Below are 26,398 nucleotides of genomic sequence, written 5' to 3' on the forward strand. Positions count from 1 at the left end.
CCGCGCTTCCGCGGCAGCACGTCTCCCACCGGTGCAAAAGCAGTGAGAGGAACGATGATCGCGGGTGACGATCGGACGCTGCTGGAGGCGGTTCGGACTGGATCGACCGAAGCGTTCGGTGAGCTGTACTCGCGGCATCGCACTGCGGCGCACACCATGGCCAAGCAGGTCGTCGGCACCCACAGCGACGCGGAAGACCTGGTCGCGGAAGCGTTCGTGAAGATCCTGGACGTCCTGCGCCGCGGTGGCGGCCCGGACTCCGCGTTCCGCGCCTACCTGCTCACCACGGTGCGGAACCTGGCGATGGCGTTGAACAACCGGGACCGCCGGGTGCTCCTGGCCGCCGAGCTCGACGGCTTCTACCAGCCCGAGAACCACGTGCCGTTCATCGATCCCGCGGTGCTCAAGCAGGAGCGCGAGCTGGTGGCGAAGGCGTTCGCCCGGCTGCCGCGCCGCTGGCGGCACGTCCTGTGGTGCATGGAGGTCGAGGAGGAGACGACGGCCGAGATGAGCCGACGTCTGGGCATCAGCCGCAACAGCGCGGCCGCGCTCGTCTACCGCGCGCGAAAGGGCTTGCGGGAGGCCTATTCGCAGGTGTGCGCGGGCGAACCGGCCCGTCGCCGGCTCGCGGCCCCCGGGGAGCTCCTCGCCGAGGTGGCCTGACGCGGCTCGCCCGGGTGCCGATCTCGCGAGGAAACCGGCACCCGTGCCCTGTGGTTCAGTGCGAGCGGAACCGCGCTTCCAGGGATTCCACCAGCTTGCGCCAGGTCTCGACCTCGGCGTCGAACGGCGCGCTCGGCGGCAGCCGGTTCGGGTTCGGGCGGAGCACGAAGGAAACCAGCCAGCCGAGCCGTTCCGACGGCTGCAGCGCCTGCTCGACGGTGTCGTCGCCGGCCCACGCGGCCGCGTCCATCAGCAGTTCCTCGGCGAGGTCCAGCTGGGTCGAATCCACTTCGGACGGTCCGGCGCCGAGGTCGGCGTCCAGGCCGGTCAGCACGTAGGTGTTCTCGGGGTCGACCTCGACCTGCAGCTCGCCGGCGGTGGCCTTCTCCACGACCTGCGACCAGGTCGCGACCCGGGCCAGGTCGGTGTCCTCGATGGCGCTCTCGTCGGCCAGGAACCGGGCCAGCGCGCGCGCCGACGGGAACACGTCGATCTTGCCGCCGCTGCCGAGGAAGATCGGGTCGTCATCGAGGTAGCAGCGCAGCGAGTAGTGCTCGCCGGTGCTGGTGATGATCAGGATCGGGTCGATGCCGACCTCGCCCCAGAAGCCGACCTCGACCTCTTCGATGTCGTCCACCTCGGGCGCTTCGGCGGTGCTCGCCGCCTCGTCGTCGTCGGCCTCCAGCGCCTCGGCGAGTTCGGTCTCGGCGGTGGCGACGGCGTCGGCGGGCACGTCCGGGGTGGTGACGACGGCGTCGATGGCGTCCAGCACCTCGTCCCAGCGCTCGACGACGACCTGGCACAGGTCGGTCCAGCGGCGCTGCCCGTCCTTGCCGGAGAACGCGAATGTGCCCTGGTCGAGCATGGCGAACCCGTCGGCCGCGTCCAGCACGTCGTGCACCGCGTCCAGCTCGCAGACGTCGGCCAGCGAGCGGGCGATCTCGACGATGTCGGCCAGCTCACCGATGGTCCAGGTGTCCAGCGGCTCGGCGACCAGCTCGGGGACGCCGACCAGGTCGTACTGGTGGTCCTCGTCCGGGTTCAGGTCCTCGGCGGGGAGCTCGGGGACCACGTGCCACGCCGGGTGGTCGTCGAGGTCGTGCTCCTCGGCGGTGCGCACGAACGCCGCCAGGTGTGCGGCGTCGGGGAATCCATAGAGGTCGTCCTCGTGCCCGAGGAATGCCTCCCACTCCTCGCCGTCCTCGCGCCAGCGCGGTGCCCACAGGGTGACGACGTCGCCCTGCGGGAGCCCGAGCTCGATGGGGACGATGTCCTGCGCCATCTCTCTACCTCCGGTCACCGAACCAGACCTCGCGGAAGCCTACGGGCTCCGCGTTCACAGCGTGTTCCCCGGTCCGGCTCTCACCGTATCGAGCCCGTGGAAAGCAACGGTCGACGGAACAGTTCGTAACGATCCCCATTCGGATGTGCTGCAGTGGTCCAATCCACGTTGCGCCCTTCGGCGCAGCGGCGGCTCGCACCTGGCGGTGGGGTCACCTTTGGCGGTACCGGTTTGGCGAGTTCCGGACGACCATGATCGGAATGGTTGTCACGGAGCTGTGGACGAAGATCGTGCTCTGGCTTTCGGAGCACGCGCCCGTCACCGCAGCCGCCCTACGTTCCCCGGTGCTGCCGGACCTCGCCGAGCTGGAAGCGGAGTTCGCGGTCGAGCTGCCCGTCGAACTGCGCGAGCTGTGGGCGTGCTGCGGCGGCACCGATGCGGATGTGCTGGCCGACGTCCTGCCGCCCTTCTACACGCCGTACAGCGCGGCGCAGGCGCTCCAGTCGTGGCGGGATCACCGCAAGAACTGGACGGCGCAGTGGGATCGGCCGGCCTGCGACTACTACGCGGGCTCGCCGGGCTCCAGCTTTCACCCGTCGTGGATCCCGATCGCCGGTGATGGCTTCGCCGATGAGCTCGTGGTGGATCTGCGGCCGGGGCCGCTGACGGGCTGCGTGCTGGAGTGGGAGCAGGAGGCGGCGCAGGTGCTCAGGCCGGAGTGGCGGGGCGTCGCGGCGATGCTCGCGGACGTGCTCCGGTCGCTGACCGAGGGAGTTCCGGCGGGGCACAGCTATCCGACCGTCACCGAAGACGGGCGCCTCGACTGGCAGATCCGCTGACGCGACCCGCCTTCGCGGCGAGGTAGGCGACTTCCGGCGCGGAGCCGGTTCCACGTAGATCGACGAGCGAGGTCGGCTGCGTGTCGCCTACTAGTTGGCGAGACACACTAGTTGGTGTTACCTTGTTCCCGTGGTTGACAAGGGGATCTCCGCCAGGCAGACGCAATGGCTGCGCGGCGTGCTGGATCTGGCCGTGCTGGCGCTGCTCGCCGAGGGAGGCGAGGGCTACGGCTACACGCTGCTGCAGAGGCTGGCAGAGGCGGGTTTGCCCGACATGAAGGCCGGCACGCTCTACCCGCTGCTCAACCGGCTCGCCGCGGACGGGTTGCTGCGGGCCGAATGGCGGGCCGGCGAAGGCGGGCCAGGCCGCAAGTACTTCGCGCTGACCGATGAGGGGCGGGCGGCGCTGGCCGAACTGGGACCGAAGTGGATCGAGTTCGCGAACAACTCGATCCGGCTCGTGCAACGAGGGGTGCAGGAATGATGACGCTGGACAAGAAATACCGGGACGAGCTGCTGGTCGCGCTGCGGATGCACGAGATCTCCGGCGAACGCGTCGGCGAGGTGCTCGCCGAGGTCGAGGCGCACGTGACGGAGACCGGTGAAGACCCGATCGAGGCCTTCGGGCGACCGCGCGAATACGCCGCGCAGGTCGCGGAGCAGCTCGACCGCGGCACCGGGAAGCGGTCCGCGATGGAGGTCGTGGCCAGCGGGGCGGCGGTGGCGGCGCTGACCATGTTCGGTTCGGACTACCTGCTGGACGGGCTGTTCGCGGACACCGCGACGATCCCGTACACCCTCAAGGACACGGTGGCGCTGGTGGCGCTGCTGGTGCTGATGGTGTCGGGAACCATGCTGTTCTTCGCGGCCTTCACCGCGAAGGCCCGCAACCAGGTCTACGCCGTTGCGGCAGTGGTGACCTTCGCGCTGTCCATCGCGTCGCAGATCGTGATCGGCTCGGTCTTCGACGACGTGACGCCGCTGTACGAGATGCCGCGCTGGGCGGCGATCGCGCTGGGCGGGGTGCTCGTGCTCGGCGTGATCGGCATGCTGGCACGCGCGATCCGGCGCGGGCGCGTGGTCTACCCGAAGACCAGCTGAACCCACCGACCCGCGCCGAGGCCCGCAAGTTCCATTGAAATCGAACCTTCGATTTCAATGAGGTTTTTCCAACCTCGTTTTGCGTGGCGGTGCGGGTAGTGGAACCTCAGAGGCTTCCTGGTCTGTGGGTGCCCCTCCTGAGGTATGTCCAATACACGGCGGAGGGGCCGTCCTCGCCGGGAGAACCCCGGAGGGGTGGGCACGGTGAACCCGCGGCGGTGCCGGTGCCGTAGGTGGGCTATGCGCCTGCGGCGCATGCGACCCCCCATCGACGTGCGGCTTTGCGACCCGCGACTGCGGGTCGATCAGGATGAAAACGCTCAATGGAGCTTGCGGGTCGTCCACGGTCGTCGGTGTGTCGGGCCACGACACGCCGGTTCCTGTGGACAACTTCCGCAATTTCAATGGAAATTGGACCTTCGATTTCCATTGAAATTGCGGATCCTCTTCGGTTCGTCAGGTGCCGACGGGGTGCCAGACGGTCTTGATCTCCGTGAAGGCCCGGAGGCGCTGGAGGTCGGGCTCGCGGGCCCAGTCCGGCTCGCCGCGCACCGGCAGCACCCGCTTGACCGTGTCCGCCGCGGCCTGCGCCAATTCGGTGCGCAGCTCCGCCGGGGCGCCCGTCGGGTCCAGGGCGTTGACGTCGGCGTGGGCGGCGAGCCAGGGCGCGAGTTCGGCCGCCTGGCCGGTCAGGACGTTGACCACCCCGCCGGGCACGTCGGAGGTCGCCAGCACCTCGGCGAAGGTCACGGCTGGCAGCGGCCGGTCCGCGCTGGCGACCACGACGCAGGTGTTGCCCGCCGCGATCACCGGGGCCACCACGCTGACCAGGCCGAGCAGCGCGGAGTCCTGCGGCGCGAGCACGCCGACCACGCCGGTGGGCTCCGGGACGCTGAACGAGAAGTACGGTCCCGCAACGGGATTCGCGGCGCCGAGCACCATCGAGATCTTGTCCGTCCAGCCCGCGTACCAGACCATCCGGTCCACCGCGCGATCCACTGTGGACAAGGCTTGGTCGTGGGACAGGCCCTCCGCGGCGGCGATCTCGGCGGCGAACTGCTCGCGCCGGCCCTCCATCACCTCGGCGATGCGGAACAGCACCTGGCCGCGGTTGTAGGCCGTCGCGCCCGACCAGCCGGCGAAGGCCTTGCGGGCCGCCGCGACCGCGTCGCGGACGTCCTTGCGCGAGGCGTGCGCGGCGTTGGCGAGGAACTCGCCCTGCCCGTCGTGCACCGGGTACACCCTGCCCGACTCCGAGCGGGGGAACGAGCCACCGATGTAGAGCTTGTACGTCTTGGCCACGGCTAGCCGCTCCGGGGTGCGGTTGTCAGACATCGAGGTACGCCTCCAAACCGGCGCGGCCGCCTTCGCGTCCGAAGCCGGATTCCTGGTAGCCGCCGAACGGGGCGGTCGGGTCGAACCGGTTGAAGGTGTTCGCCCACACCACGCCGGCCCGCAGCTGCTGCGCCGCCCACAGGATCCGCGAGCCCTTCTCGGTCCAGATCCCGGCCGACAGGCCGTACGGCGTGTTGTTGGCCTTGGCGATGGCCTCCGCCGGGGTGCGGAAGGTGAGCACCGAGAGCACCGGACCGAAGATCTCCTCGCGCGCGATCCGCATCGATTGGTGGACGCCGGAGAAGACCGTGGGGGAGAAGAAGAATCCCTTCTCCGGCAGCGGGCACGGGCTGGTCCAGCGCTCGGCGCCCTCGGCGTCGCCGCTGGCGGCCAGCTCGGTGATCTTGCCCAGCTGCTCGGCGGAGTTGATCGCGCCGACGTCGGTGTTCTTGTCCAGCGGATCGCCCACCCGCAGCGTCCGCACCCGGATCCGCAGCTTCTCGAGCAGCTCGTCGGCGATCGACTCCTGCACCAGCAGCCGCGAGCCCGCGCAGCAGACGTGGCCCTGGTTGAAGAAGATCCCGTTCACGATGCCCTCGACGGCCTGGTCCAGCGGCGCGTCGTCGAAGACGATGTTCGCGGCCTTGCCGCCGAGCTCCAGCGTCAGCTTCTTGCCGGAGCCGGCCACGCTGCGCTGGATCTGCTTGCCGACCTCGGTGGAGCCGGTGAACGCGACCTTGGCGACGCCGGGATGCGCGACCAGCGCGGCGCCGATGTCACCGGCGCCCGGCAGGATGTTCACCACGCCCGGCGGGAGCCCGGCCTGCTGGCAGATCTCGGCGAACACCAGGGCCGTCAGCGGCGTGGTCTCCGCGGGCTTGAGCACCACGGTGTTGCCGCAGGCCAGCGCCGGGGCGATCTTCCAGGCCAGCATGAGCAGCGGGAAGTTCCACGGGATGACCTGGCCGGCGACGCCGAGCGGCCGCGGGTCGGGGCCGTAGCCGGCGTAGCCGAGCTTGTCGGCCCAGCCGGCGTGGTGGAAGAAGTGCGCGGCCGCGGTCGGGATGTCGGCGTCCCGCGACTCCTTGATCGGCTTGCCGTTGTCCAGCGATTCCAGCACCGCGAGCTCGCGGGCGCGTTCCTGGATCAGCCGGGCGATGCGGAACAGGTACTTCGCGCGTTCCCGGCCCGGCATCGTCGACCAGGTGTCCTCGAAGGCCCGCCGCGCCGCCCGGACCGCGGTGTCCACATCGGACTCCGAGGCGCTGGAGACCTCGGCCAGCAGTTCCTCGGTGGCCGGGTCGATGCTCTTCAGCGGCTCGCCGCCGCCGTCGACGAACTCGCCGTCGACGAACATCCGGTAGCTGGGTTTGAGGTTTGCGATCTCCCGCGACTCCGGCGCCGGTGCGTACTCCCACGGGCTATCGATCATCAGTCCACCGCCACGTAATCGGGGCCGCTGTAGTGGCCGTCGAGCTGGGTGCGCCGCTGCATCAACAGGTCGTTGAGCAGGCTGGACGCACCGAATCGGAACAGTTTCGGGGTGAGCCACTCCGGGCCCGCCACCTCGTGCACGGCCACCAGGTAGCGGATCGCGTCCTTGGTGTTGCGGATGCCGCCCGCGGGCTTGACGCCGCGCAGCTCGCCGGTGGAATCCCGCCAGTCGCGGACCGCCTGGAGCATCAGGTGCGTCAACGGCAGCGTCGCGGCCTGGGGAACCTTCCCCGTGGAGGTCTTGATGAAGTCGCCGCCCGCGAGCAGCGCGAGCCAGGACGCGCGGCGCACGTTGTCGTAGGTGGCGAGTTCGCCGGTCTCCAGGATGACCTTCAGGTGCGCGTCGCCGCAGGCCGCCTTGACCGCCTGGATCTCCTCGAAGACCTGCCCGTAGCGGCCGGCGAGGAAGGCGCCGCGGTCGATCACCATGTCGATCTCGTCGGAGCCCGCGGCCACCGCGTACTCCACGTCGGCGAGCTTCACCGGCAGCGCGGAGCGGCCGGACGGGAACGCCGTCGCCACCGAGGCCACCTGGACGCCGGTGCCGTCGAGGGCCCGGACCGCGGTGGCGGCCATGTCGGAGTAGACGCAGACCGCCGCGACCTGCGGCGTGTCCGGTCGCTCCGGGTCGGGGTGGCGAGCCTTGGCGCACAACGCGTGGACCTTGCCGTCGGTGTCGGCGCCTTCCAGCGTCGTCAGGTCGATCATCGAGATCGCGGTGTCGATCGCCCAGCGCTTCGCGGCCTTCTTGATGCTCCGCGTCGCGAGGCCGGCGGCCCGCTGCTCCAACCCGACCTGGTCGACGCCGGGCAGGCCGTGCAGGAACCGGCGCAAGGACCGGTCGTCCCGGACGGCGTCGGCGAGCTCGGACGCGGTGAGCTTGGACAAGGGCGGCGACTGTGCCATGCCCGGAGTCTAAGCGCTAGGCCCGAGCCCCCGCCGCGACTGGAATGATCACGCCAACCGCCGCGGATCCGGCCTGGCCGGGCCCCGTTCACCCGGCGGCCTTCGCCCAAAGGCCCGTGAGCACTTTTGGTTGCTATGGCGACTCTTGAGTCCGATGAGTTGTGTCATAGCGGGTGTCTTTGGTGATGTGTCGCTTGATCATCGCTTTGGCTTGGGCCATGGCGAGGAAGCAGGCGATGATGCGCCTCATGGACGCGACCCTGATGGCCGGTGCGCAGATCGGCAATGTGGCCGAGTGGTGCCGGGTGAACGGCGTGAATCCACGCACGTTTTACCGGCACCGCGCCAGGATCGCGGCCGAGGGCGAGTGGGCGCCGCGGTCGCGGCGCCCGAAGACCTCGCCGTCGGCAACCTCACCGGAGATCGTCGAGCACATCGTGCGGTTGCGGGCCGAGCTGGCGCCGGATGCCGGTGCGGACAACATCCGGGCCGAGCTGGAAACACTCGCAGGCGCCCAGGACTGGGCCGCGCGGGGGTGGCGGGTGCCGGTGCGCTCGACGATCAACCGGATCCTGGACCGGCAGGGCTTGTTGGCCAAGAACCCGGCCAAGCGGCCGCGTTCGTCGTGGCGGCGATTCAGCTACGCCCGGCCTCGGGACTGCTACCAGATCGACGGCACCGAACACGTGCTGGCCGATGGCACCACGGTCGTGGCCCTGGACGTGATCGACGACTGCAGCCGGGTCTGGGTCGCCTCGCATGTGGCCGGCGCCGAGACCATTGACGCCGCGATCACCGCGATCGACAAAGCCACGGCCGACTGGGGTGCGCCCGGCATGATCCTGGCCGACAACGGCTCGGCCTTCGCCCACAAGGACCGCGCCAAGGACAAGACACTGACCAGCCGTTTCTCCCGGACCATGGCCGCCCGCCACGGCAGCCGGGTGATCCACTCCAGCCCCTATCACCCCCAGACCTGCGGCAAGTGCGAACGCCTGCACCAAAGCGCCGCCAAGCTCCTCGACCACCACTACCCGCAGCCCCCGGCCTCGATCGACGAGCTCCAGCAACGCCTGGACGCCGTCCGCGACCACTACAACACCCGCCGCCGCCACGGCAGCCTCGACACCACCCCCGCCAAAGCCTGGAACGCCGCGGCCTCACACGGCGGCCCCGGCGACCTGCCCCGTCAGGACGACGCCACCATCCACCACGTCCGCGTCACCGCCAACGGCACCGTCAGCCTCGGTGACAAACGCACCCTGTCGATCGGCCGAGCCCACACCGGCACCACCATCACCCTGCTCCGCAACGGCGGCCATCTCACCGCCTACAACCCCGACGGCGAAGTCCTCGGCTCCCTCACACTCAACGAAACCCAGCGATACCAAGGAAAACTCACTCCCGCCGCCTAACAACCACCCACCAACCGTGACACAACATCCAAGACAAACCCTTGACACATCTACCGAGACATGACAGTTGCTATAGCGACCAAAAGGACTCACGGGCTTTGACCGGCGGAACGAGTGGCCTGGCGGCTACCCGCGGTGGCCGTTGAAGCGGGTCAGGGCGACGCATCGGGTTTACTGGGGGCGGCAGGTCGAGTCCGGGCGAGGTGGGGAACATGCTGATCGGGGAGCTGGCGCGGGTCAGCGGCGTCAGCGCGCGGTTGCTGCGGTACTACGAGGCGCAGGGACTGCTGGAGGCCCGGCGTGGTTCGAACGGCTACCGCGAGTACGACGAGGAATCGGTGGTCGTCGTGCGGCAGATCCGCGCGCTGCTGGATGCGGGGTTGTCCACCGAGGTGATCCGCGCGGTGCTGCCGTGCGTCCACGGCGAACTGCCGGAGTTCGAATGGTGCGTGGACGTGCGGGCCATCATGGACCGGGAACTGGCGATCGCGGAGGAGCGGATCGCCGGACTGCAGCGCAACCGCAGCAACCTCGCCGGTTTCCTGGCGCAGTCCTGAGCCGGGGCCCGTCCCGGCGGCTCACGGCGTGACGAGCGATTCGGCCTGGTAGGCGCGGTGCAGCAGCTCCAGGAAGGCCGGTGCTTCGGGCATCGGCACGGAGTCGATCCCGTGCACCGCGACACCCGGCGTCCAGGAGTTCATGACCGCCGCCCCGGACAGCTCCGGCAGGTCGGCGGGCCTGATCTCCGCGGTGCGCTGTGGGACGCCGAGGCGTTCCAGCTGCCTGCGGACGATGCCCATCGTGGTCCCGCCCAGCATCTTCGCCTCGGGCCACACCACCGCGTCGCCGTCCCAGAAGGCCAGGTTCCAGATCGACGCCTCGCTGAGCCGTCCCCGGCGGTCGACGAAGGCCGCGTCGTCGAAGCCCCGTTCCACGGCTTGCCGCAGGTAGTAGGTCTTGGCCACCTCGCCCACGTGCTTCACCTCCGGGAGTTCCCGTTCGTGCTCGACCGTCGCCAGCGTCAGCGGGCCCGCGGGGCCGTCGGTGGCCGGGGAGGTTCGGATCAGGACCTCGGGCGTCGCGTCGGGCCCGGCCACGGTGAACTCGCCCGCCGGCGAGTAGACGGTGGCCAGCAGCGAGAGGTCGGCCGGGCCACCCGCCAGGGCCGCGCGCAGGTAGGACCGCACCTGATCACCGGGCAGCGCCTGGCCGAACATCGTCAGCGAGGCGGTCCGCAGCCGCTCCAGGTGCAGGTCGAGGCCCCGCACCCCGCCGCCGCGGATCTGCATGGCGGTCATGTGGGCGAAGCCCGCGAACGCCAGCGGCGTCAGCTCCGCTGCATTGGCCGGCCGGCCGTTGCGGTGCACGACGAAAGAGTTCACGGGTCGCTCCAAGGATCGCGGGATCGGGTGGACGTGGCGGCGGTTTCGCCGGCCGCCCCGTCCGGGCTTGGAAACGACGCTATGGCTTGACACCGGTTGGAAGGTCAACCCGTGGTGCCGTGGATCACAGCACGGGTTCCGACGCGCAATTTCAATGGAAATTGGAGGTCTGATTTCCATTGAAATTGCGGGAGTTGTCCACAGGTGGCGGTGTGTCGTTGTCCGACACGCCGACGACTCGCAAGTTTCAATTGAAACTGCCCTCCCCGGCACCGAGGTGAGGCGGTGTGGGGAGGCGTTGTCGGAGGGCCTGATCCGGGCGCGGTCACCTGCGGTGGCCGTTGAGACGGGCTCGCCGGGCCAGGGCCGGTTGGCGGTTCCGCGTCGGGGACTCCGGGCGCTCCCCTCTGGACGGTGCCGCTACTCCCGCCGGTTGCTGGCGGTCCCACGGGAGCAGTTGCTTGGAACCCGTGCGGTCGGCCAGCCGGAGGGACTGCGCCGAGGTGATCCACTCCTCCGCCGGCTCCGCGACCTCCAGCAGCAGCGCCTCGAACTCGGAGCGGGTCGTCTCCAGGATGTGCGGCGCCGCCAGCCAGCGCAGCACGTTCCGCCCGGTCACCGCCATCCGCTGCCGCGGCGAGGTGACCAGCTTCTCGTCGAAGTAGCGGATCAGCACCTCGTCCACCACGTCCCAGGCGTTGGCCGCGCCGAAGAGGTCCTTGACGTCCTCGGAGTTGAGGATGCGGAAGCACTCGTCCATCAGCTGCATGACCTCGACCCGCAGCACGTTCAGGTGGCCGTAGGACGTGAACTTCAGGTTGTTGCGCAGGTCCAGCCCGCTGCGCCGCACCACGGCCATGCTGCCGAAGGCCATGTCGTGGGCCCGTTCCCGGATGACGTCGGAAATCCGCTTGTCCCGCCAGAACAGCGCGACCTGGTTGCTGAACTGCGTGAACAGCCGGTGGAAGTCGGTGTTCGGCCGGGAGTTCGCCGAGCCCAGCCCGCGCCCGTAGCCGAGCACCCGCCGGTAGGCGTTGATCCGGTCGCGCTTGGTGTAGCGGAGCACGTCGCGCCGGTCGAACCGGTACAGCCCGAACGCGCCCGGCCCGTCGGAGAGCCGGATCGCGCCGCGCTCGAACAGCTCCCGCAGCTTCTGCACGACGCGCGGCACGCCGATCCGTTCGTGCTGGTACAGGTAGTACAGGTCGGCGACGGCGAGGATGCGTTCGGACGCGATGGTCTCGTCGTAGGCCTCGACGCCGTGCGGCATGCGGGTCGCGCCGAGGTCGTCGGCCGACTCGCCGCCGATGCCGACCAGCTGCGCGAGTCCGCCGTCGGGCGGCTTCGGCTCGTTCTTCGCCTCGACCTCGACGGCGAAGAGCATGTCGTCGATCTGCTTCAGGATCGCCTCGCCGACCTGCGGGTCGCTGCCCAGCTCGTTCGACAGGTTGCCGGCGACCTGTCTGCGCAGCGCGGCGACCCGGTCGAACAGTTCCCGGTATTGCTTTTCGGTGGCCATCATTCCTCCGTGCGGGGCGCGGGCGGGCCGCTATTCCGGCCGCGGGGCGGGCTTGGGCTCGGGACGCTTGCGCGGGCTGCGCTGCTTGGCTGCGAGGTCGGGCGATGCCTCGACCGGGGCAGCGGGTGCCGGGGCTCCCGTCGCGGGTGCCGGCCCGGGCGGGAACGGCCCGGGTGGCGGCGGCTCGGGGGGATCCGGCGGCTTGGGCCCGGAGCCGGGCGGCGGGGCCTGCGGTCCCGGCGGGTCGGCCGGTTTCGCGCCGTGCCGGATCGGCCGCGCGACGCGCACGATCTCCTGCAAGTGGTCGTGCAGCTCGTCGACCGCGCGCTGCACCCGGGAGCTGAAGAATCCCGGCGGCAGCGTCGCCCGGTAGTTGCCCGGCACGTCCTGCTCGCCGCCGTCGCCGCGCCGCGGCAGGTTGCCGACGAGCCGCTCCAGCCGCTCCGCGACCTGCAGGAACGCGCTGTCCACGCCGTCCTTGCCCGCGACCTCGATCAGCTTGCGGCCCTCGAAGCAGGTGAACTCGTACGTCCAGCGCAACAACCCGCCGAGCGACATCGAGCCGCCGTCCGGATCGGGGATGCGCAGCACCTCGCGGTCGCCGCGGTGGATGCTCACCGAGCTCAGCGCCGCGACCAGTTCCTCGGTCTGCACCGCGGCGGCCGACATCAGCTGCGACAGCGCCACGACGGCCGGGCCGAAGAACGGTGCCTGCCCGGTTTCCGGCTGGGCGAACGGGTCGATCCGGCCGCGGGCGTCCAGCCAGCCGCGGTACAGCGACAGCACCCAGTCGACCAGCGTGATGAACGAGGTCTGGATCCGCTCCTCTTCGATGGTGTTGACCAGCCCGCCGATCAGCCCGAACTCGTTGCGCAGCTCCCCGAGGTGCCCGCGCACCAGGTCCGGGTCCACCGCGGACGCCGGATTCCCCAGCAGCAGCAAGAAGAGCTGGTCCACGCGCGGCACCCGCAGCAGCGGGCTCTCCAGCTCCTTGCGGATCTCCTCCAGCTCGTGGCGCACCAGGCTGCGGAAGCCCTCGCCGTTCTCCGGATCCACGCCCGGCCGCAGCGGCTTCAGCGAGTCGAGCAGCGCGGTCGCGTCCTTGATCGCGCTGCGCGCCCGCGCGGCCAGCGAAGCCTGCCCGCCGGTGACCGCGCCCAGGTCGGCCTGGATGGCGTAGCCGCGCGGCGTCCAGTTCGCCTCGATGTGCCCCTCGACGCGCTTGAGCTCGAAGCTCCCGGTCAGCGCGGCGGCGAAGCCCTTGGTGTCGCCGTTGCGCCACTTCCACCCGAGCACGTCGCTGATCGCCTTGCTCGCGATGTCGCCAGGACGCTCGCAGCACGGCGGGTCGTGCCGGGTGACCAGCGGATATGCGCTGTCGATATCCTGGGCGGGTGGCAGCTGGGCGCCCCTGTCCCCGTTGACACCGCCACCGTTGACGCGGTCGTCGTAGATGGTCATCGCCTGCCCTCGCAGTTCCCCTCGATGCCGAACCGCACCGCGAGTTCGGCTGCCTCGCGCCAGCACCGCAACATGGTGTCCTCCGTGCTGCGCAACGAATCCACGCATCCGTCCACACCGGACCGGATGCTGTGCGCCCAACCGAGCCACTGCGGGCCCCGCCCGCGCACGGCGCGCATGAGCTCGGCGGCCGCATGGTGGCACCGGAACTCGTCGTCGAGCCGCCGCTGCGTCTGCCGCAGCGCCAACGCCGTGGTGTGCAGGGCTTCGCCGTCCGGCCGGCCGCGGACCGCGACCAGCGCCGGTTGCAGCTCGGCGCTGCCGTCGGTGACGACCTCGGCGAGCCGGTCCGACACGGCTGGGCTCTCGCCGCTGGGGCGGTCCTCGATCACGCTGAACTCCAGCGCCCGCCACGCGGCCGCGAGTTGCCGGAGTTCCCGCGCCAGCACCGGGAATTCGTCGCGCAAGGTCACCGCGCTCGCCTCCCCAGTTCTTCCATGAAGAACCGCACCAGCCGCTGCGGCGGTGCCATCCGCTGTTGGAGCGCGTACCGGACGGCGCCGATCAGGAACCGCTCCGGCACCACCCCGGGCGACACGCCGTCGGCCAGCCGCCCGGCGGCTTCCTCGATCATCCGCTGTTCCTTGGGCTCGAACCGCTCCACCTTCGCCAGGCTCCGGTTGCCCAGCGACGGGAACGACGTGAAGCACATCGCGTCCACCACCGCCGGGATCGCCCGGCCCGCGGTCGCCAGCAGCGCCGGCGGCGCGTCGATGAGCTTCGGCCGCGGGTACAGGGCGTGCCAGGCGTGCTCGTACTCCTCGGCGCGGCGCGGGAAACCCATCCGCCGCAGCAACTCGATCGACAGCTTTCCGCGCAGGTAGGGCACCGGGTGCACGGCCCGGCGGGCGAACCGCATCGACTTCGCCGGCGTCCGGCCGATCACGTCGAACAGCGATCCCACGATCTCCGGGCCGCCCAGCAGCAGCGCGGACATGTCGGCGAAGGTCTCCCGGTTCCACCGCACCCAGATCGACACCACCGCCTTCGGCACCCCGGCCTCGGTGAGCCGCGCCGCGACCTGCAGCGGGATCGCCCGCGCCAGCCCGAGGTCGTTCTGCAGGTTGTGGCTGACCTCGTGCAGCACCGCGCCGAGCGTCCACGGGTTGACCAGCCGGTGGAACGGCAGCTGGATCAGCGGGAACGGGTTGACCCGGTAGCTGATCCGCCGCAGCGGGATGCCGCGCCGCGACGTCGCCGGGCCGTGGCTGGGTTCCAGGTAGCAGAACGGCGGCGGCGTCGGGATCGAGCGCCACCGCCCGATCCCCAGGTAGGCGTACTGGTAGCAGTCCAGGGCGATGCGGTCGGCCGCCACCAGCCACGGCGCGAACCGGCTCTGCCGCTGGTTGAACAGCTCCAGGTAGAAGTCCCAGATCCGTTCGGTCTCCTTCACCCAGCGCTGCGCCCGCGTCTTCGTGCGCAGCACCTCCCGCAGCCGTTGCGGGCTCGGGTGCGCGAACGCGGCCTCGGCGGCGCGGCGGGCGTCCCGGGTCGCCGAGTTGAGCGAGCCGCGCAGCGTGTTCATGGTGTCGTTGACCGCGACCAGGTGAGCGCGGCTCGGCCCGGTCGCCGGATCGCCGAACTCCGCCCAGCCGAACGGGCGCAGCGCGTCGAGATGCCGCTCCACGTTCGTCGCCTGGGTGCGCACCCAGGCGCGGAGTTCCCGGTTCGACGCGGATGTCTGCTGCGGCGCCGGCCGCGAGCGAGACGCGACCGGCCGCAGCTCAGCCGCGGCGCCCATTGGTTCTGCCGCCCTGCAGATCGCGGCGTACGGCTGCGATCAGCTGCGCCCTGCGCCGATCGCTCCGCGGCCGGTAGCCGTTCCGCCGGGGCGGACGCATGCGGGGCTCGTCTTCGGGGTATTCGAAGAGACTGCCCACGATGCTGCTTGAGAGTTCGCTGATCGGCTTCAGCAGGTTGCTGGCGACTCCGCCGAGAAGCGCACTGGACACCGCGCCCGGAATGATCTTGAACGGGCCGCCTTCGTCGTCCTTCTTCTTGGCCTTCTTCTTGGCGCGAGCGGGCGCTCGCCGCTGCTTGGCCGGCCGCTTCTTCTGGCCACCGCGGCGCTTCTTCTGGAGGCCGGCACGGCGGGCGGCGGTGGTTTTCCTGCGCCTGGCCAAGGTGGCGTTCATCGAGCGGCGCCGCCCCGCTGGGGACTTCCGCTTCCGGGGGGTTCCCTTGGGCTGGGACTTGCGCTTCAGCCGCTGCGCAACCGTCTTGAGCAGCTTCGGCATCCTGCGGATCTTGCGCCGGCCCTTGCCCTTCCAGAGCCTCCGCCCGATCTTGCCGATGCCGCGCCGCAACTTCGGCGCCGCCTTGCGGATCACCGGTGCCAGCCTGGGAAGCCCGCGCGCGGCCAGTCCGACCAGCGGCGCGAGGAAGCCTTCGACCTCGTCCTCGGTTTCCGCCTGCTCGGCCTGGAACGCGAGGTTGGCCATCAACTCGGCGTCGGGGTAGACCCGGCGCCCCGGGTTGGAGAAGCCCTCGTCCTCGTATTCCGCCTCGAACTCGAACTCGTCCTCCAGCTCGCGAACGAGCGCCTCGAACTCCTCCTCGTACTCGTCTTCGTCCTCGAATTCGTCCTCGTCCTCGTCTTCGAGCTCGTCCTCCAGCTCCTGGATCAGGGCTTCGAGCTCGTCCTCGAACTCGGCGTCGAACTCGTCCTCCAGCTCGTCTTCGAGTTCGTCCTCGTCTTCGTCCTCGTCTTCGAACTCGTAGAAGTCTTCGTCCTCGAATTCGTCCTCGTCCTCCAGCTCCCGGACGAGGCCTTCCAGCTCGTCCTCGAGCTCGAACTCGTCCTCCAGCTCGCCGGCCAGCTCGTCCTCGAGCTCGCCGTCGACGGCCCGGTAGCGACTCATGGCGGATCCTCCTGTCCTGCACCGCGTCCGGCGGCTCTTTCGTCAAGCCGGCCGTCGGTGAGCGCGTGCGAACAGTCCAGGGCAACCGGCATTCGGGTGGTAGTCGCACGTTCATGTGTCAGCTGTCCGACTTAGATGATCCGGGTGTCACACGAATCGACGATGTGCGAACGGACGATGTTGGTTTTGCTGGTATTCGCCGCGGCGAAGGCCGTGACCGGCTCGCGAAGGGGGAAGCGGGCCGTTGGCGGGGTGGCGCGAACCGCCGATCCGCACCCGGGACTGGGGAGGCCGGTACATGCCGAGTGACTCGATCGCCACATCCGTTCCGCACGCCCGCAGAGGACTTCCCGAGCCGGAACCGCCGTGGCGGGACCGCGTCGTCGACCTCGGCTCGGACGAGCTGGTGCAGCACCTGGTGCAGGCCCTGGTGCGCCGGGTCGGCGAGCTCGCCGGACCGCACCGGGCGGCCCGGAAACCCCTGCTCGACATGACGGAACTCGGCATGCGGTGCCTGCTCGTGCCGGTCGCGCCGAAGGTCGACGAGGTGCTCAGCCCGCGCGAGCGCGAGATCGCGCGGATGGTGGGGCTCGGCTACACCAACCGGTCGATCGCGGGGGTGCTGGAGATCAGCCTGTACACGGTTTCCGCCCACATGCGACGGATCTTCATCAAACTCGACGTCGGCTCGCGCGCCGCGATGGTGGCCGCGCTCTCCGACAACCCCGACCTTTACGCCGCCGACTAGCCGAAAATCGCGCAGGAAACCACTTTTTGCTCCGAATGCGTCCGTTCGAGTGATCAAGTGCGCCTAGGCTCGTGATCGTTCAACGGTTCATCACGAGGAGAACCTGTGCTCAAACGCCCGTTACTCGTCGCGGCATCGGCCGCGCTCATGCTCTCGTCCCTCGCCGGCGCGCAAACCGCGTTCGCGGGGCCGACCGGTCCCACCTGGGAACCATGTGGCGACCGGCAGGGGGAGTGCACCACCGTCGAGGTGCCGATCGACTGGAACAACCCCGACGGCGCGAAGACGAACATCACGATCGGCCGGCTGGCGGCGACCGATCCGCAGAACCGGATCGGCGTGCTGTTCGTGGCGCCCGGCGGCCCGGGTGTCTCCGGCATCGACACCTACATCGAAGGCGCGGACAAGCTGCAGGACGGTGAGCTGCGCAAGCGGTTCGACATCGTCAGCTGGGACCAGCGCGGCGTGAAGCGCAGCAGCGAGGTCCGGTGCAGCGCCGAACTGCTGGAGCAGGCCCCCGGCGACTTCCCGGCGAACGAGCAGGAGTACCAGGACCTGCTGGCCTACAACGCGAAGCTGGGCGAGGACTGCCGCAAGAACACCGGACCGGTGTTCGACTTCGTCGACACGATCAGCGCGGTCCGGGACCTCGATGCCATCCGCGCGGCGCTCGGCGAGGAGCAGCTGAGCTTCTACGGCGCGTCGTACGGCACCCAGGTGGGGCAGCAGTACGCGGAGCTGTTCCCGAACCGGGTCCGGGCGATGACGATCGACTCGAACATGGACCACAGCAACACCTCCGGCGGCCGCTACATCGAAACGGCCAGCGAGGACCTGGAAGGCTCGTTCAACACCTTCGCCGACTGGTGCGAGCGGACCGCGAACTGCTCGCTGTACGGCCAGGACGTCCGCGCGGTGTGGGACGGCGTGCACGCCAAGGCCGAAGCCGGCACCCTCACGGACCCGGCGACCGGCACGGCGCTCAGCGCGGGCTCGCTGCGCAGCGAGCTGATGCGCGCGATGTACCGGCCGGAGGAGCGGTGGTACGGGCTGGCGGACCGCCTGAAGGCGCTGTCCGAAGGCAACCCGTCGGTCACCGCGATGGCGGCCCCGGCCGAGCTGGTCGAGAACTCGTACCAGGCCATTTGGTGCGATGACTGGAGCTGGAAGGTCCGCGACTTCGCGGAGTTGCAGAGCTACCGGGAGCAGGCGGAGAAGGTCGCGCCGCACACGAAGATCTCGCCGTTCTGGAGCGACGTGACGACCTGCCTGGGCTGGCCGGGTGAGGTCAGCAACCCGCAGCACGAGCTGTCGATCAACGGCGCGCCGCCGATCCTGATCGTGAAGGGCAAGTACGACGTGGCGACGCCGACGGCCTGGAACCTCGCGGTGGCGGACCAGATCGACAACTCGGTCCTGCTGGAGCACGACGGCATCGGCCACGGCCAGTACTACCGCAATGCCTGCATCGTGGGCCACGTCGAGAAGTACCTGACGACGCTGGAAACCCCGGCCCCGGGCACGCATTGCGAGGCCGTCTACCCGACCGAACCGCCGGCGGCGGCAACGGCCTCGGGCGGCCCTGCCGTCCGTCCGGTCCACGCGGCCTGACCCGGCGTTCCGCCGCTCGTGAGTGGTGATGCCGGCTCTTGCCGGTATCACCACTCACGAGCCTTCTGTTGAAACCGCGAACGGGCGCCGGGCGGATTGCGCCGAATGCGAGCGGCCGCTTGATCACCCTTGGTTAGCCTCGGCCTTGACCTACCGGTCCAACCGGTTCGAGGAGCTCGCTTGCCAGTGGTCCATCGATGAGCCGGACGTCGAGCTGTCGGGGGAGTTCAACCTCGGCTACCTGCTGGACGTCTTCGGGAACGTGCCTCCTCCGCTGGCGCACGCGGGTCGCCCGGGGTACCTACCGGCTGGACGTCGACTACCGCGGCTACCTCGACGCGCTGTTGCAGACCGGGGGAACTTACGGCTGGCAGTATCCGTTCACCGACATCTCGCTGCGGGACAGCGAGTTCGAGCACGTGGTGGCAGGGATGCGATTGATGCTGCGCACTTTCCCGGTGCTGTTCCCGGACCGATGACTTCACGCCGCTGCGCGCGGCTGAGCGAGCGCCTGCGGTAGGAAGAGAGCGGGAGGTTTCGTTGATTCAGTTGCCTCGAGCGTTGTTGTGGGATCACAACGCGCACTACCACCCGTGGTTGTTGCGGCAGGTGCCGCAGCGGCGTTCGCGGGTGCTCGACGTCGGATGCGGGACCGGCGCATTGGTCCGGCGGCTCGTCGAGCGCGTGGATTTCGTTGACGGCGTGGACGTTTCGGCCGAGATGATCGATCAGGCCTCGGCCAGGACATCCGCGACGAACGTGCGGTGGCTGCGCGGAGACGTGCTGGACGCCGACCTGGACCTGCATCCCGAGGGCTACGACGCGGTGACGGCATTGTCGAGCCTGCACCACATGCCGCTGCGCCCCGCCCTGACCAGGCTCGCCTCGCTGCTCCGTCCTGGCGGAGTGCTCGCCGTCATCGGTCTCTACCGGGAGGAATCCGCGGCCGACTTCGCCATGGCGGCGGCCAGCTTCCCCGCGAACGCCGCCGTCGGCGCCTACCTGGCCACGCGCGGCCGAGCGGGCAAACCGCACGACGAAGGCATGCCGGTCCGGGACGCGAGTGCGACCTTGACCGAAATCAGCGACGCGGCAAGGGAAATCCTTCCCGGAGCCCAAGTGCGCCGCCGCCTTTTCTGGCGCCATTCCCTGCTGTGGCGCAAGCCCGGGTGAGGGTCAAATCCGGTTCTTGCCGGATTTAGCGCTCACAGCCGCCGTTGACGGGCGCGGGCGGTGTCCAGGTAGCCGGCGATGACCTCGCGCGTCCGGCTCAGGCAGGCGAGCTTGTCGTCGACGCACTCCAGCTCGTCGGCGAGCGTGGCGAGCAGCGCCGGATCGGGCGCGAACTCGGGTTCCGCGCCGCAGGCGTGCGGCAGCAGCTCGCGGATCACCTCCGTCGACATGCCGGTCGACAGCAGCGTGCGGATCTGCGCGACCCGTTCCGCGGCGTCGTGCGGGTACTCGCGATAGCCGTTGGCTCCACGCGCGGCGTGCAGCAGACCGCGCTCCTCGTAGTAGCGCAGGAGCCTCGGTTTCACCCCGGTCAGCCGGGCGAGCTCGCCGATCCGCACGTGACCCCCAGCACAATCGCAGAACCTTCACATCGATGGGAAATTCTATGTTCGGGGCATGTCCGACGCATCGAACCCCGAACTCGACCACTTCGTCCGCGGCCGAGGCCCGGGCCTGCTGCTCGCGCACGGCGCGGGCAGCGACATCCAGGACAGCTTCGGCCCGCTGATCGACCGGCTCGCCGAGGAGCACACGGTTGTCGCACCGGACTTCCCGGGCTCGGGAAACACACCCCGCGCGCGGGCGCCGCTGACCGTCGACGGCCTGGCCGATGCACTGGTGCGCAGCGCGGACCGCGCCGGGCTGAAAACCTTCGCGGTCCTCGGTTTCTCCACCGGCTCGCCAGTGGCGGTGCGCATCGCGTCCCGGTACCCGGACCGCGTGCGCGCCCTCGCGCTCTCGGCGGGCTTCGCCTACCCGAATCCCCAGTTGCGGCTCGCGGTGCGGATCTGGCGCGAGCTCGGGAGGACCGCCGACCAGCGGACGCTGGCGTCGTACCTGGCGATGGTGGTGTTCGGCCGCAGCTGGCTGGACGAGCGCACCGAGGACGAGATCGCGGAGCTGGTGGCCGAAATCGCCGAGAACCTGCCGCAGGGCATGGACGACCACCTGGACCTGCTGGAACGAGTCGACGTCCGCGCGGACCTAGCGAAGATCAGCGCCCCGACACTGGTGATCTCGGCGGCGGAGGACAAGCTGATCTCAGCGGCGAACGCCCGGGAACTCCAGGCGGGCATAGACGGATCCCAAGCCATCGACCTGCCCTGCGGCCACGCGATAGCGGCAGAAAGCCCAGCGGAGTGGGCGACGGCGATCAAGAGCTTCCTCCGGGAACGCCCCAGGTGAAGGGCGCCGCGCCTGGTGGTCCGGTGCGGAGGTTTCCAATTTTAGGCAAAATTGGAAGTCACTTGTGGTGCCGCAGCGCTGCGAGGAAACCGGCCCACTGGTTCCGGGAGAAGGTGAGGGTGCCGCCGGCGCGGTCCTTGGTGTCGCGGACCCCGACCACTCCCGGCGTCACGGCGACCTCAACGCATGAGGCGTTGCTTGCGCTGTAGCTGGACTTGCGCCATGCCTTCGGGGACGAGCTCATGCATGCCACCTTAATGTGGCATCACAACGATCTGAAGATGCTTCGGATGAGTTGGAGGGAGTCTTCGCTGCTCAGCGCCGCCTTCTCTGCCTCGGTGTGGGCGAGTGCGTACTCGCGGACCGTCAACGAATCTGTGATCAGATTCGTCGACGTCACAGTCTCTTGCCAGAGCAGTGTGGGCAGCCTTCCGCTCGGAAACGTCATGATGTGGAAGGCGGACCCGCCCATTGCGTGATGCCCGGTCGCTTCGAAGGGCACGACAAGAACTTCCAGGCTGTCTGGTAGCTCGTCCACCAGGTCGGCGAGGTGCTCAAGCTGCGCTTTGAGGACTGCTGCTCCGCCTACCTGCTGTCGGAGCACGGCTTCGCTCATGACTGCGGTGATGCGAAGCGGGTCTTCACCGCGCAGTCGGCGTTGCCGAGTGAGCCGGGCTTTGATTCTCCGTTCCGCTTCGGCCAAACGGACGTTGGGGCTGCCTGACTCGATCACGGCTCGCGCGTAATCCTCGGTCTGCAGCAAGCCGTTCATCAGGCCGCTGTCGTAGGTGTGCAGGCTTTCGGCGCCGTGCTCGTACCCGAAGAACCGGAGCAACTCATCGTTGAAGATCGCCGAGTAGCTGTTCCACCACCCTCGTTGACTGGCATCGTCTCGAAGCGCCCGAAGCTCATTGGCTTCCTCTTCGCTGAACTCGTACGAGTCGATCACAGCGTTCATACGGTCCGACGACAGGTTCTTCTTGCCCTTCTCGACCTCGGACAAGTACGCGCCGGTGATCCCAATGTGCTTGGCTGCGGCGATGCCGCTCAGGCCTGCCTCCTCGCGCTTCTCCTTCAGTCGCAGGCCCAAAGCCCAGTTGGCGACTGTTGGTGAGCTCGGTGCCATCGGGTCCTCCGCCGGTTTCGGCTACACGTCCGAGTGGACGAGCTGGCTAATTAGCAAACAAGTCTCTACCTTGATCTCAAGCAGTTACGATAACAACACATGCTGTTACTGCTTGGCGGTGGCTCCGGTCTCGCCCCCCGACCCCCGGACCGGGGCCACCGTCTCTCCGACAACGGTTGGGAGGCAACGTGTTCGAGCTGTTCCAGCGGCGGGGCTTGGTCGCCTACTGGCGGCCCTTCGGCGGCCTCCGGCACGGCCTGTACCCGGACCGGCCGCCGCAGCCCGGTCAAGTGCGGGAAACCCTGTGCGGGCTGACCTTGACCATCGGCACGCCCACCGAGGTCGAATGGCTCGCACTCACCTGCGAATCCTGTTGGGACGAAGCGCGATCCCGCCGCGATGCGCAAGCCCGCGAGGAGGACGCGTCGTGATTCTCCTGAACCTGATCCAGTACCCGTTTGGATACCTCGCAGCACTGGGAGCATTCGCCGCCGTGGCAGGAGTTCTCGCGGTGATACCGATACGCGGCGGCACCGGCCAACACGCCGGTGCCGGACCAGGCGCGGTGATGGTGTGGCAACTCAGCAAGGCCCTGGAAGCCGAACGCACCGCGAGCCGCCACACTCCCGCAATTTCCATTGAAATTGCGGACGATCCCCACGGCACAACGATTCCCCCCGGCGCCGTGACCGATCACCTGGACCCCGCAGTTTCAATTGAAACTGCGGACGATCAGCCGGAGGAGGAGATCAGGTGGCCGGAAGAGCCGGTGGCGGAGTACGTCGGCCGCCACCGGCTCTGGTGGGACATCGACGAGCATCCCCAGTTGCCCGTCGACATCCGGCTGGGATCAGGTTTTGCCTGTTCAGGTCCCGTGCGTACTTTGTGTTGCCATAGCAGCACGAAGTAGACACGGGTACCTAGTGCCGGAACGGGCCGGTGATCTCGTAGGTGATGCCGCCGGAGGAGGAGCCGGACGTGCCGCGCTGCGAGGAGAAGTACAGCCGGTCGCCGGCCGGGTTGAACGCGGGTCCGCACAGCTCGGATTCGTCCTGGCCGTTCACCCGGACCACCGGCGCCACCACGTCGTCGGGCGTGATGATGCAGATCTCCATGTTGTCGCCGTCCTCGGCCACGTAGAGATCGCCGAACGAAGTGCCGGTCACGTTGTCGACGCCGCCGAGTTCGCCGCCGCCGTCGTAGGCGAGTTCGAAGGTGTCGTCGGCGGCGTTGAACTGCCAGACCTGGTTCTCGCCCTTGGCGGTGAACCAGCACTTGTCGGAGGCGTAGTAGCAGCCTTCGCCGCCGTCGAAGTGCTTCGCGTCGGAGACCTGCTCGCGGGTCGGGGTGTCGCCGTCGTCGGGCGTCGGCGTGGGAACCTCCGCCCAGGTGGCCTTGCCCGAGGTCTCCGGCCCGGCGACCAGCACCTCCAGCAGCCCACCGGCGCCGAGGTCGCCCCAGTTGTCCGGGCGGAACCGGTAGAAGCAGCCGTCCGGCTCGTCCTCGGTCAGGTAGATGACCTTGCGCACCGGGTCGCAGGCCGCGGCCTCGTGGTTGAACTTGCCCATCGCGTCCCGCCGCACCGCGTCCTTCGCGCCCCACGGATCGGTCTCGAACACGTACCCGTAGCCGACTTCCTCGCAGGAGAGCCAGGTGTTCCACGGTGTCGCCCCACCGGCGCAGTTGCGCCGCGTGTCGTCCAGGATGCGGTAGGCGTCGGCGATGCCGCCGCCGGAGTCGAACCGGACCGCGCCGACGCCGCCGCCCGGCTCGATCTCGGAGTTGGACACGTAGATCCAGCCGTCGCCGTCGACGAAGCAGGCCCCGCCGTCGGGCGCGTCGTGCCAGGTGTAGGACGTTCCTTCGACGCTCTCGCCGGACCGCGCGATGATGCGGCTGGTGAATCCTTCGGGCAGTTCGATCCCGTTGTCATCAGCCGGAAGCAGCGGCCCGTAAGGGCTCTCGGCCACCCGGCGGATCGGTCCGCCCACCGCTGCTCCGGTCCACAACCCGCCGGAGAAGGCGGCAACACCGCCACCGATCACGGCAGCACGGAGAAAAGAACGACGCCGCACAACGACTCCCTTCAGTCCGTCGGCGGCGGATCCCCATCCTGTCGGAACCGGCCGGGCGCCAACTACCGCCGTTCGGTCCCACCGGGCCTGGTCCGGCAACTCCGCGCACGGCCCTCGTTCGGGTGACGCCCGTCAGTGTCTTGGGGCTTCCCGAACGGGGTAATCCCTGGTCGGCAGCCAGATGGAATTCGCGCGTCTTCCACTCGGAGGTGGTCAACGATGAAGGCAGTCGTGTACCAGGAGCCCTTCTCGGTCGCGATCAACGAGGTGGACCGGCCGACGATCCAGCACCCCAACGACGTGATCGTGCGGATCACCTCGACCGCGATCTGCGGCTCCGACCTGCACATGTACGAGGGCCGGACGGCCGCCGAACCGGGCATCGTGTTCGGGCACGAGAACATGGGCATCATCGAGGAGACCGGCTCCGGCGTGGCCGGCCTGAACCGCGGCGACCGGGTCGTGATGCCGTTCAACGTGGCCTGTGGTTTCTGCAAGAACTGCATGGCGGGCAACACCGGCTTCTGCCTGACCGTCAACCCCGGCTTCGCCGGCGGCGCCTACGGCTACGTCGCGATGGGGCCGTACACCGGCGGGCAGGCCGAGTACCTGAGGGTGCCGTTCGCCGACTTCAACTGCCTGAAGTTGCCGGCCGACGGCAGCCACGAGGCCGACTTCGTGCTGCTGGCCGACATCTTCCCGACCGGCTACCACGGCTGCGAGCTCGCGCAGGTCTCGCCGGGCGAGAGCGTCGTCGTGTACGGGGCGGGACCGGTCGGGCTGATGGCCGCCTACTCGGCGCTGCTGCGTGGTGCGGCGCGGGTGTTCTGCGTCGACCGGGTGCCGGAGCGGCTGGCCAAGGCGGAGGAGATCGGGGCGATCCCGATCGACTTCTCCGCGGGCGACCCGGTCGAGATGATCAAGGAGCAGACCGGCAGCGAGGGCACCGACAAGGGTGTCGACGCGGTCGGCTACCAGGCGCAGGTGGGCGACGGCTCGAAGGAGGAGCCGGCCATCGTGCTGAACTCGCTGATCGAGACGGTCCGCCCGACCGGACGGCTCGGCGTGCCCGGCCTGTACGTGCCGGCCGATCCCGGTGGGCCCAACGAGGAGGCGAAGAAGGGGATGCTGCTCGTCTCGGTCGGCCGGATGTTCGAGAAGGGCCAGGTCATCGGCACCGGGCAGTGCAACGTGAAGCGCTACAACCGGCAGCTGCGCGACATGATCATCGCGGGCCGGGCCAAGCCCAGCTTCGTCGTCTCGCACGAGCTGTCCCTCACGGAGGCCCCGGACGCCTACCGCAAGTTCGACCAGCGGATCGAGGGATACACCAAGGTCGTCCTGCACCCGTGAGCCCCAGGCGTCGTGAGCGGCTGTGGTCGCCATGACGACCACAACCGCTCACGACACGGAGCCGCAGATGCCGGTGCGCAGCATGTCGAAGGCGCACTCGGCGGCTGCGACGGCCTCCGGGTGGAGCTCGTCGGGGGAGCGGCCGCCGGCAACCTGGCGGACGTTCTCCTCGGCGAGCACTCGGAGCGCCGTGACCACTTGGTGCGCTGCGATGCGGGTCGCGATGCCCGCAGGCGCGCCGGCTTCGACGAGCGCCTCCGCCAGTGCTTCGGCCCTCCTCTCCGCGAAACCGAGCATGCGGGCCGACAGGCTGGGCGTGCCGTTGATCAACCGGTGGAGGCCCTGGACTTCCGGGCTGTCGTTCAGCCCGGTGATCGGATCGCGCGCGGCGAGCGCCACCAGGTAGTGCCGCCGCAGCGCGGCGAGCGGGTCTTCGCCCGCCGCCCGGTCCCGGACCACGGCTGCCGCGTCGCCCTCGTGGTCGGCGATGCGGTGCAGCACCAGGTCTTCCTTGGCCGGGAAGTACTTGAACAGGGTCGGTTTCGACACCTCGGCCCGCTCGGCGACGTCGGCGCAGGACACCGCGTCGAAACCGGATTCGAGGAACATCGCGATCGCCGCGTCCGCGATAGCCGTGCGGGTCCGCTGCTTCTTCCGTTCCCGGAGTCCGGCTCGTTCCACGCCACCGAGGCTAGCACGATCTCCAACTCGGTTAATTTTCTAACCGGGTTAAGCTTTCTGCTCCGGAA

29 protein-coding genes are annotated in these 26,398 nt (G+C 69.3%); 14 read left to right on the forward strand and 15 right to left on the reverse strand.

Annotated elements, in window-relative coordinates:
* Positions 1-54 precede the first annotated feature (54 nt).
* Positions 55-663: an RNA polymerase sigma factor gene (locus AC07EQ_RS11260; protein ID WP_478387879.1), complete on the forward strand. Its 609-nt coding sequence runs from the start codon at positions 55-57 to the stop codon at positions 661-663.
* 55 nt (positions 664-718) lie between these two features.
* Here AC07EQ_RS11260 and AC07EQ_RS11265 read toward each other — a convergent pair whose 3' ends face one another.
* The gene (locus AC07EQ_RS11265; RefSeq protein WP_478387880.1) at positions 719-1,945 is read right to left on the reverse strand and encodes a primosomal protein; all 1,227 of its coding nucleotides are present in this window, start codon (positions 1,943-1,945) and stop codon (positions 719-721) included.
* Between the two features lie 260 nt (positions 1,946-2,205).
* Between AC07EQ_RS11265 and AC07EQ_RS11270 the strand changes: the two genes are divergently transcribed.
* The 3 genes from AC07EQ_RS11270 to AC07EQ_RS11280 all read left to right on the forward strand — a co-directional run bounded on the left by AC07EQ_RS11270 (position 2,206) and on the right by AC07EQ_RS11280 (position 3,885).
* The gene (locus tag AC07EQ_RS11270; protein WP_478387881.1) at positions 2,206-2,784 is read left to right on the forward strand and encodes an SMI1/KNR4 family protein; all 579 of its coding nucleotides are present in this window, start codon (positions 2,206-2,208) and stop codon (positions 2,782-2,784) included.
* Between the two features lie 130 nt (positions 2,785-2,914).
* Positions 2,915-3,268 carry a PadR family transcriptional regulator gene (locus AC07EQ_RS11275; protein WP_478387882.1) on the forward strand — a complete coding sequence of 118 codons (354 nt, stop codon included), beginning with the start codon at positions 2,915-2,917 and terminating at the stop codon, positions 3,266-3,268.
* Entirely contained in the window at positions 3,265-3,885 is a 621-nt protein-coding gene (locus AC07EQ_RS11280; protein WP_478387883.1) for an HAAS signaling domain-containing protein, read from the forward strand. Before AC07EQ_RS11275 ends, AC07EQ_RS11280 begins: the two co-directional genes overlap by 4 nt.
* Before the next feature lie 456 nt (positions 3,886-4,341).
* Here AC07EQ_RS11280 and AC07EQ_RS11285 read toward each other — a convergent pair whose 3' ends face one another.
* Genes AC07EQ_RS11285 through deoC form a run of 3 tightly spaced genes read right to left on the reverse strand, consistent with a single transcriptional unit; the run spans position 4,342 to position 7,620 of the window.
* Positions 4,342-5,220 (reverse strand): aldehyde dehydrogenase family protein, encoded by an 879-nt coding sequence (locus AC07EQ_RS11285; RefSeq protein WP_478387884.1) that lies wholly within the window; start codon positions 5,218-5,220, stop codon positions 4,342-4,344.
* On the reverse strand, positions 5,213-6,652 hold the full coding sequence (locus tag AC07EQ_RS11290) for an aldehyde dehydrogenase family protein (protein WP_478387885.1): 1,440 nt from the start codon (positions 6,650-6,652) through the stop codon (positions 5,213-5,215). The genes AC07EQ_RS11285 and AC07EQ_RS11290 overlap by 8 nt, the downstream gene beginning before the upstream one ends.
* Complete coding sequence (gene deoC, locus AC07EQ_RS11295; protein WP_478387886.1) at positions 6,652-7,620, reverse strand: deoxyribose-phosphate aldolase; 969 nt, start codon at positions 7,618-7,620, stop codon at positions 6,652-6,654. Before deoC ends, AC07EQ_RS11290 begins: the two co-directional genes overlap by 1 nt.
* Before the next feature lie 218 nt (positions 7,621-7,838).
* Here deoC and AC07EQ_RS11300 point away from each other — a divergent pair, with 218 nt between their 5' ends.
* Both AC07EQ_RS11300 and AC07EQ_RS11305 read left to right on the forward strand, forming a co-directional pair.
* Positions 7,839-9,035 carry an integrase core domain-containing protein gene (locus AC07EQ_RS11300; RefSeq protein ID WP_478387887.1) on the forward strand — a complete coding sequence of 399 codons (1,197 nt, stop codon included), beginning with the start codon at positions 7,839-7,841 and terminating at the stop codon, positions 9,033-9,035.
* Positions 9,036-9,247: 212 nt separating this feature from the next.
* A complete protein-coding gene (locus tag AC07EQ_RS11305) occupies positions 9,248-9,592 on the forward strand; it encodes a MerR family transcriptional regulator (protein ID WP_478387888.1) in 345 nt (114 codons plus the stop codon).
* A 21-nt stretch (positions 9,593-9,613) separates the two neighbouring features.
* On the opposite strand, the gene AC07EQ_RS11310 is transcribed toward AC07EQ_RS11305, so the two are convergent.
* From AC07EQ_RS11310 to AC07EQ_RS11335, 6 genes are all read right to left on the reverse strand, one after another.
* Entirely contained in the window at positions 9,614-10,417 is an 804-nt protein-coding gene (locus AC07EQ_RS11310; protein WP_478387889.1) for an aminotransferase class IV family protein, read from the reverse strand.
* Positions 10,418-10,742: 325 nt separating this feature from the next.
* Positions 10,743-11,936, reverse strand: a complete 1,194-nt coding sequence (locus tag AC07EQ_RS11315; protein WP_478387890.1) for a hypothetical protein — start codon at positions 11,934-11,936, stop codon at positions 10,743-10,745.
* Between the two features lie 30 nt (positions 11,937-11,966).
* Positions 11,967-13,397, reverse strand: coding sequence for a hypothetical protein (locus tag AC07EQ_RS11320; protein ID WP_478387891.1), 1,431 nt, complete (start codon positions 13,395-13,397; stop codon positions 11,967-11,969).
* On the reverse strand, positions 13,394-13,870 hold the full coding sequence (locus AC07EQ_RS11325) for a hypothetical protein (protein WP_132493591.1): 477 nt from the start codon (positions 13,868-13,870) through the stop codon (positions 13,394-13,396). The genes AC07EQ_RS11320 and AC07EQ_RS11325 overlap by 4 nt, the downstream gene beginning before the upstream one ends.
* On the reverse strand, positions 13,867-15,198 hold the full coding sequence (locus AC07EQ_RS11330) for a hypothetical protein (protein ID WP_478387892.1): 1,332 nt from the start codon (positions 15,196-15,198) through the stop codon (positions 13,867-13,869). Before AC07EQ_RS11330 ends, AC07EQ_RS11325 begins: the two co-directional genes overlap by 4 nt.
* Positions 15,182-16,318 (reverse strand): hypothetical protein, encoded by a 1,137-nt coding sequence (locus tag AC07EQ_RS11335; RefSeq protein ID WP_478387893.1) that lies wholly within the window; start codon positions 16,316-16,318, stop codon positions 15,182-15,184. Before AC07EQ_RS11335 ends, AC07EQ_RS11330 begins: the two co-directional genes overlap by 17 nt.
* 298 nt (positions 16,319-16,616) lie before the next feature.
* Here AC07EQ_RS11335 and AC07EQ_RS11340 point away from each other — a divergent pair, with 298 nt between their 5' ends.
* The 4 genes from AC07EQ_RS11340 to AC07EQ_RS11355 all read left to right on the forward strand — a co-directional run bounded on the left by AC07EQ_RS11340 (position 16,617) and on the right by AC07EQ_RS11355 (position 19,850).
* Entirely contained in the window at positions 16,617-17,066 is a 450-nt protein-coding gene (locus AC07EQ_RS11340; RefSeq protein ID WP_478387894.1) for a helix-turn-helix domain-containing protein, read from the forward strand.
* A gap of 105 nt (positions 17,067-17,171) precedes the next feature.
* On the forward strand, positions 17,172-18,677 hold the full coding sequence (locus AC07EQ_RS11345) for an alpha/beta hydrolase (protein WP_478387895.1): 1,506 nt from the start codon (positions 17,172-17,174) through the stop codon (positions 18,675-18,677).
* A gap of 197 nt (positions 18,678-18,874) precedes the next feature.
* Positions 18,875-19,156 carry a hypothetical protein gene (locus AC07EQ_RS11350; protein WP_478387896.1) on the forward strand — a complete coding sequence of 94 codons (282 nt, stop codon included), beginning with the start codon at positions 18,875-18,877 and terminating at the stop codon, positions 19,154-19,156.
* Between the two features lie 61 nt (positions 19,157-19,217).
* Complete coding sequence (locus AC07EQ_RS11355) at positions 19,218-19,850, forward strand: class I SAM-dependent methyltransferase (RefSeq protein ID WP_478387897.1); 633 nt, start codon at positions 19,218-19,220, stop codon at positions 19,848-19,850.
* 32 nt (positions 19,851-19,882) lie between these two features.
* Here AC07EQ_RS11355 and AC07EQ_RS11360 read toward each other — a convergent pair whose 3' ends face one another.
* Positions 19,883-20,248, reverse strand: a complete 366-nt coding sequence (locus AC07EQ_RS11360) for a MerR family transcriptional regulator (protein ID WP_478387898.1) — start codon at positions 20,246-20,248, stop codon at positions 19,883-19,885.
* Positions 20,249-20,306: 58 nt separating this feature from the next.
* Between AC07EQ_RS11360 and AC07EQ_RS11365 the strand changes: the two genes are divergently transcribed.
* A complete protein-coding gene (locus AC07EQ_RS11365) occupies positions 20,307-21,095 on the forward strand; it encodes an alpha/beta fold hydrolase (protein WP_478387899.1) in 789 nt (262 codons plus the stop codon).
* Between the two features lie 58 nt (positions 21,096-21,153).
* Here the strand turns inward: AC07EQ_RS11365 and AC07EQ_RS11370 are convergent, their stop codons facing one another.
* On the reverse strand, positions 21,154-21,339 hold the full coding sequence (locus tag AC07EQ_RS11370; protein WP_478387900.1) for a DUF397 domain-containing protein: 186 nt from the start codon (positions 21,337-21,339) through the stop codon (positions 21,154-21,156).
* 21 nt (positions 21,340-21,360) lie between these two features.
* On the reverse strand, positions 21,361-22,221 hold the full coding sequence (locus AC07EQ_RS11375) for a helix-turn-helix domain-containing protein (RefSeq protein WP_478387901.1): 861 nt from the start codon (positions 22,219-22,221) through the stop codon (positions 21,361-21,363).
* A gap of 188 nt (positions 22,222-22,409) precedes the next feature.
* On the opposite strand from AC07EQ_RS11375, the gene AC07EQ_RS11380 reads away from it, so the two are divergent.
* Together AC07EQ_RS11380 and AC07EQ_RS11385 are read left to right on the forward strand one after the other, a co-directional pair.
* A complete protein-coding gene (locus tag AC07EQ_RS11380; RefSeq protein ID WP_478387902.1) occupies positions 22,410-22,652 on the forward strand; it encodes an HC3 family zinc finger protein in 243 nt (80 codons plus the stop codon).
* On the forward strand, positions 22,649-23,131 hold the full coding sequence (locus tag AC07EQ_RS11385) for a hypothetical protein (protein WP_478387903.1): 483 nt from the start codon (positions 22,649-22,651) through the stop codon (positions 23,129-23,131). The genes AC07EQ_RS11380 and AC07EQ_RS11385 overlap by 4 nt, the downstream gene beginning before the upstream one ends.
* A 10-nt stretch (positions 23,132-23,141) precedes the next feature.
* On the opposite strand, the gene AC07EQ_RS11390 is transcribed toward AC07EQ_RS11385, so the two are convergent.
* Positions 23,142-24,296 (reverse strand): alkaline phosphatase PhoX, encoded by a 1,155-nt coding sequence (locus tag AC07EQ_RS11390; protein ID WP_478387904.1) that lies wholly within the window; start codon positions 24,294-24,296, stop codon positions 23,142-23,144.
* Between the two features lie 219 nt (positions 24,297-24,515).
* Between AC07EQ_RS11390 and AC07EQ_RS11395 the strand changes: the two genes are divergently transcribed.
* Positions 24,516-25,649: a glutathione-independent formaldehyde dehydrogenase gene (locus AC07EQ_RS11395; RefSeq protein ID WP_478387905.1), complete on the forward strand. Its 1,134-nt coding sequence runs from the start codon at positions 24,516-24,518 to the stop codon at positions 25,647-25,649.
* A gap of 48 nt (positions 25,650-25,697) precedes the next feature.
* Here AC07EQ_RS11395 and AC07EQ_RS11400 read toward each other — a convergent pair whose 3' ends face one another.
* Positions 25,698-26,330, reverse strand: a complete 633-nt coding sequence (locus AC07EQ_RS11400) for a TetR/AcrR family transcriptional regulator (RefSeq protein WP_478387906.1) — start codon at positions 26,328-26,330, stop codon at positions 25,698-25,700.
* Positions 26,331-26,398: the final 68 nt, after the last annotated feature.

The organism is Saccharopolyspora sp. NPDC045839, assembly GCF_056431645.1.

Bases quoted from the DNA above. Each gene is read 5' to 3' on its own strand.
- AC07EQ_RS11350 (WP_478387896.1), top strand. From the start codon at position 18,875: ATGAGCCGGACGTCGAGCTGTCGGGGGAGTTCAACCTCGGCTACCTGC.
- AC07EQ_RS11270 (WP_478387881.1), top strand. From the start codon at position 2,206: ATGGTTGTCACGGAGCTGTGGACGAAGATCGTGCTCTGGCTTTCGGAG.
- AC07EQ_RS11315 (WP_478387890.1), bottom strand. From the start codon at position 11,936: ATGGCCACCGAAAAGCAATACCGGGAACTGTTCGACCGGGTCGCCGCG.
- AC07EQ_RS11280 (WP_478387883.1), top strand. From the start codon at position 3,265: ATGATGACGCTGGACAAGAAATACCGGGACGAGCTGCTGGTCGCGCTG.
- AC07EQ_RS11370 (WP_478387900.1), bottom strand. From the start codon at position 21,339: ATGAGCTCGTCCCCGAAGGCATGGCGCAAGTCCAGCTACAGCGCAAGC.
- deoC (WP_478387886.1), bottom strand. From the start codon at position 7,620: ATGGCACAGTCGCCGCCCTTGTCCAAGCTCACCGCGTCCGAGCTCGCC.
- AC07EQ_RS11340 (WP_478387894.1), top strand. From the start codon at position 16,617: ATGCCGAGTGACTCGATCGCCACATCCGTTCCGCACGCCCGCAGAGGA.
- AC07EQ_RS11305 (WP_478387888.1), top strand. From the start codon at position 9,248: ATGCTGATCGGGGAGCTGGCGCGGGTCAGCGGCGTCAGCGCGCGGTTG.
- AC07EQ_RS11285 (WP_478387884.1), bottom strand. From the start codon at position 5,220: ATGTCTGACAACCGCACCCCGGAGCGGCTAGCCGTGGCCAAGACGTAC.
- AC07EQ_RS11260 (WP_478387879.1), top strand. From the start codon at position 55: ATGATCGCGGGTGACGATCGGACGCTGCTGGAGGCGGTTCGGACTGGA.
- AC07EQ_RS11290 (WP_478387885.1), bottom strand. From the start codon at position 6,652: ATGATCGATAGCCCGTGGGAGTACGCACCGGCGCCGGAGTCGCGGGAG.
- AC07EQ_RS11330 (WP_478387892.1), bottom strand. From the start codon at position 15,198: ATGGGCGCCGCGGCTGAGCTGCGGCCGGTCGCGTCTCGCTCGCGGCCG.
- AC07EQ_RS11375 (WP_478387901.1), bottom strand. From the start codon at position 22,221: ATGGCACCGAGCTCACCAACAGTCGCCAACTGGGCTTTGGGCCTGCGA.
- AC07EQ_RS11335 (WP_478387893.1), bottom strand. From the start codon at position 16,318: ATGAGTCGCTACCGGGCCGTCGACGGCGAGCTCGAGGACGAGCTGGCC.
- AC07EQ_RS11300 (WP_478387887.1), top strand. From the start codon at position 7,839: ATGGCGAGGAAGCAGGCGATGATGCGCCTCATGGACGCGACCCTGATG.
- AC07EQ_RS11395 (WP_478387905.1), top strand. From the start codon at position 24,516: ATGAAGGCAGTCGTGTACCAGGAGCCCTTCTCGGTCGCGATCAACGAG.
- AC07EQ_RS11265 (WP_478387880.1), bottom strand. From the start codon at position 1,945: ATGGCGCAGGACATCGTCCCCATCGAGCTCGGGCTCCCGCAGGGCGAC.
- AC07EQ_RS11365 (WP_478387899.1), top strand. From the start codon at position 20,307: ATGTCCGACGCATCGAACCCCGAACTCGACCACTTCGTCCGCGGCCGA.
- AC07EQ_RS11320 (WP_478387891.1), bottom strand. From the start codon at position 13,397: ATGACCATCTACGACGACCGCGTCAACGGTGGCGGTGTCAACGGGGAC.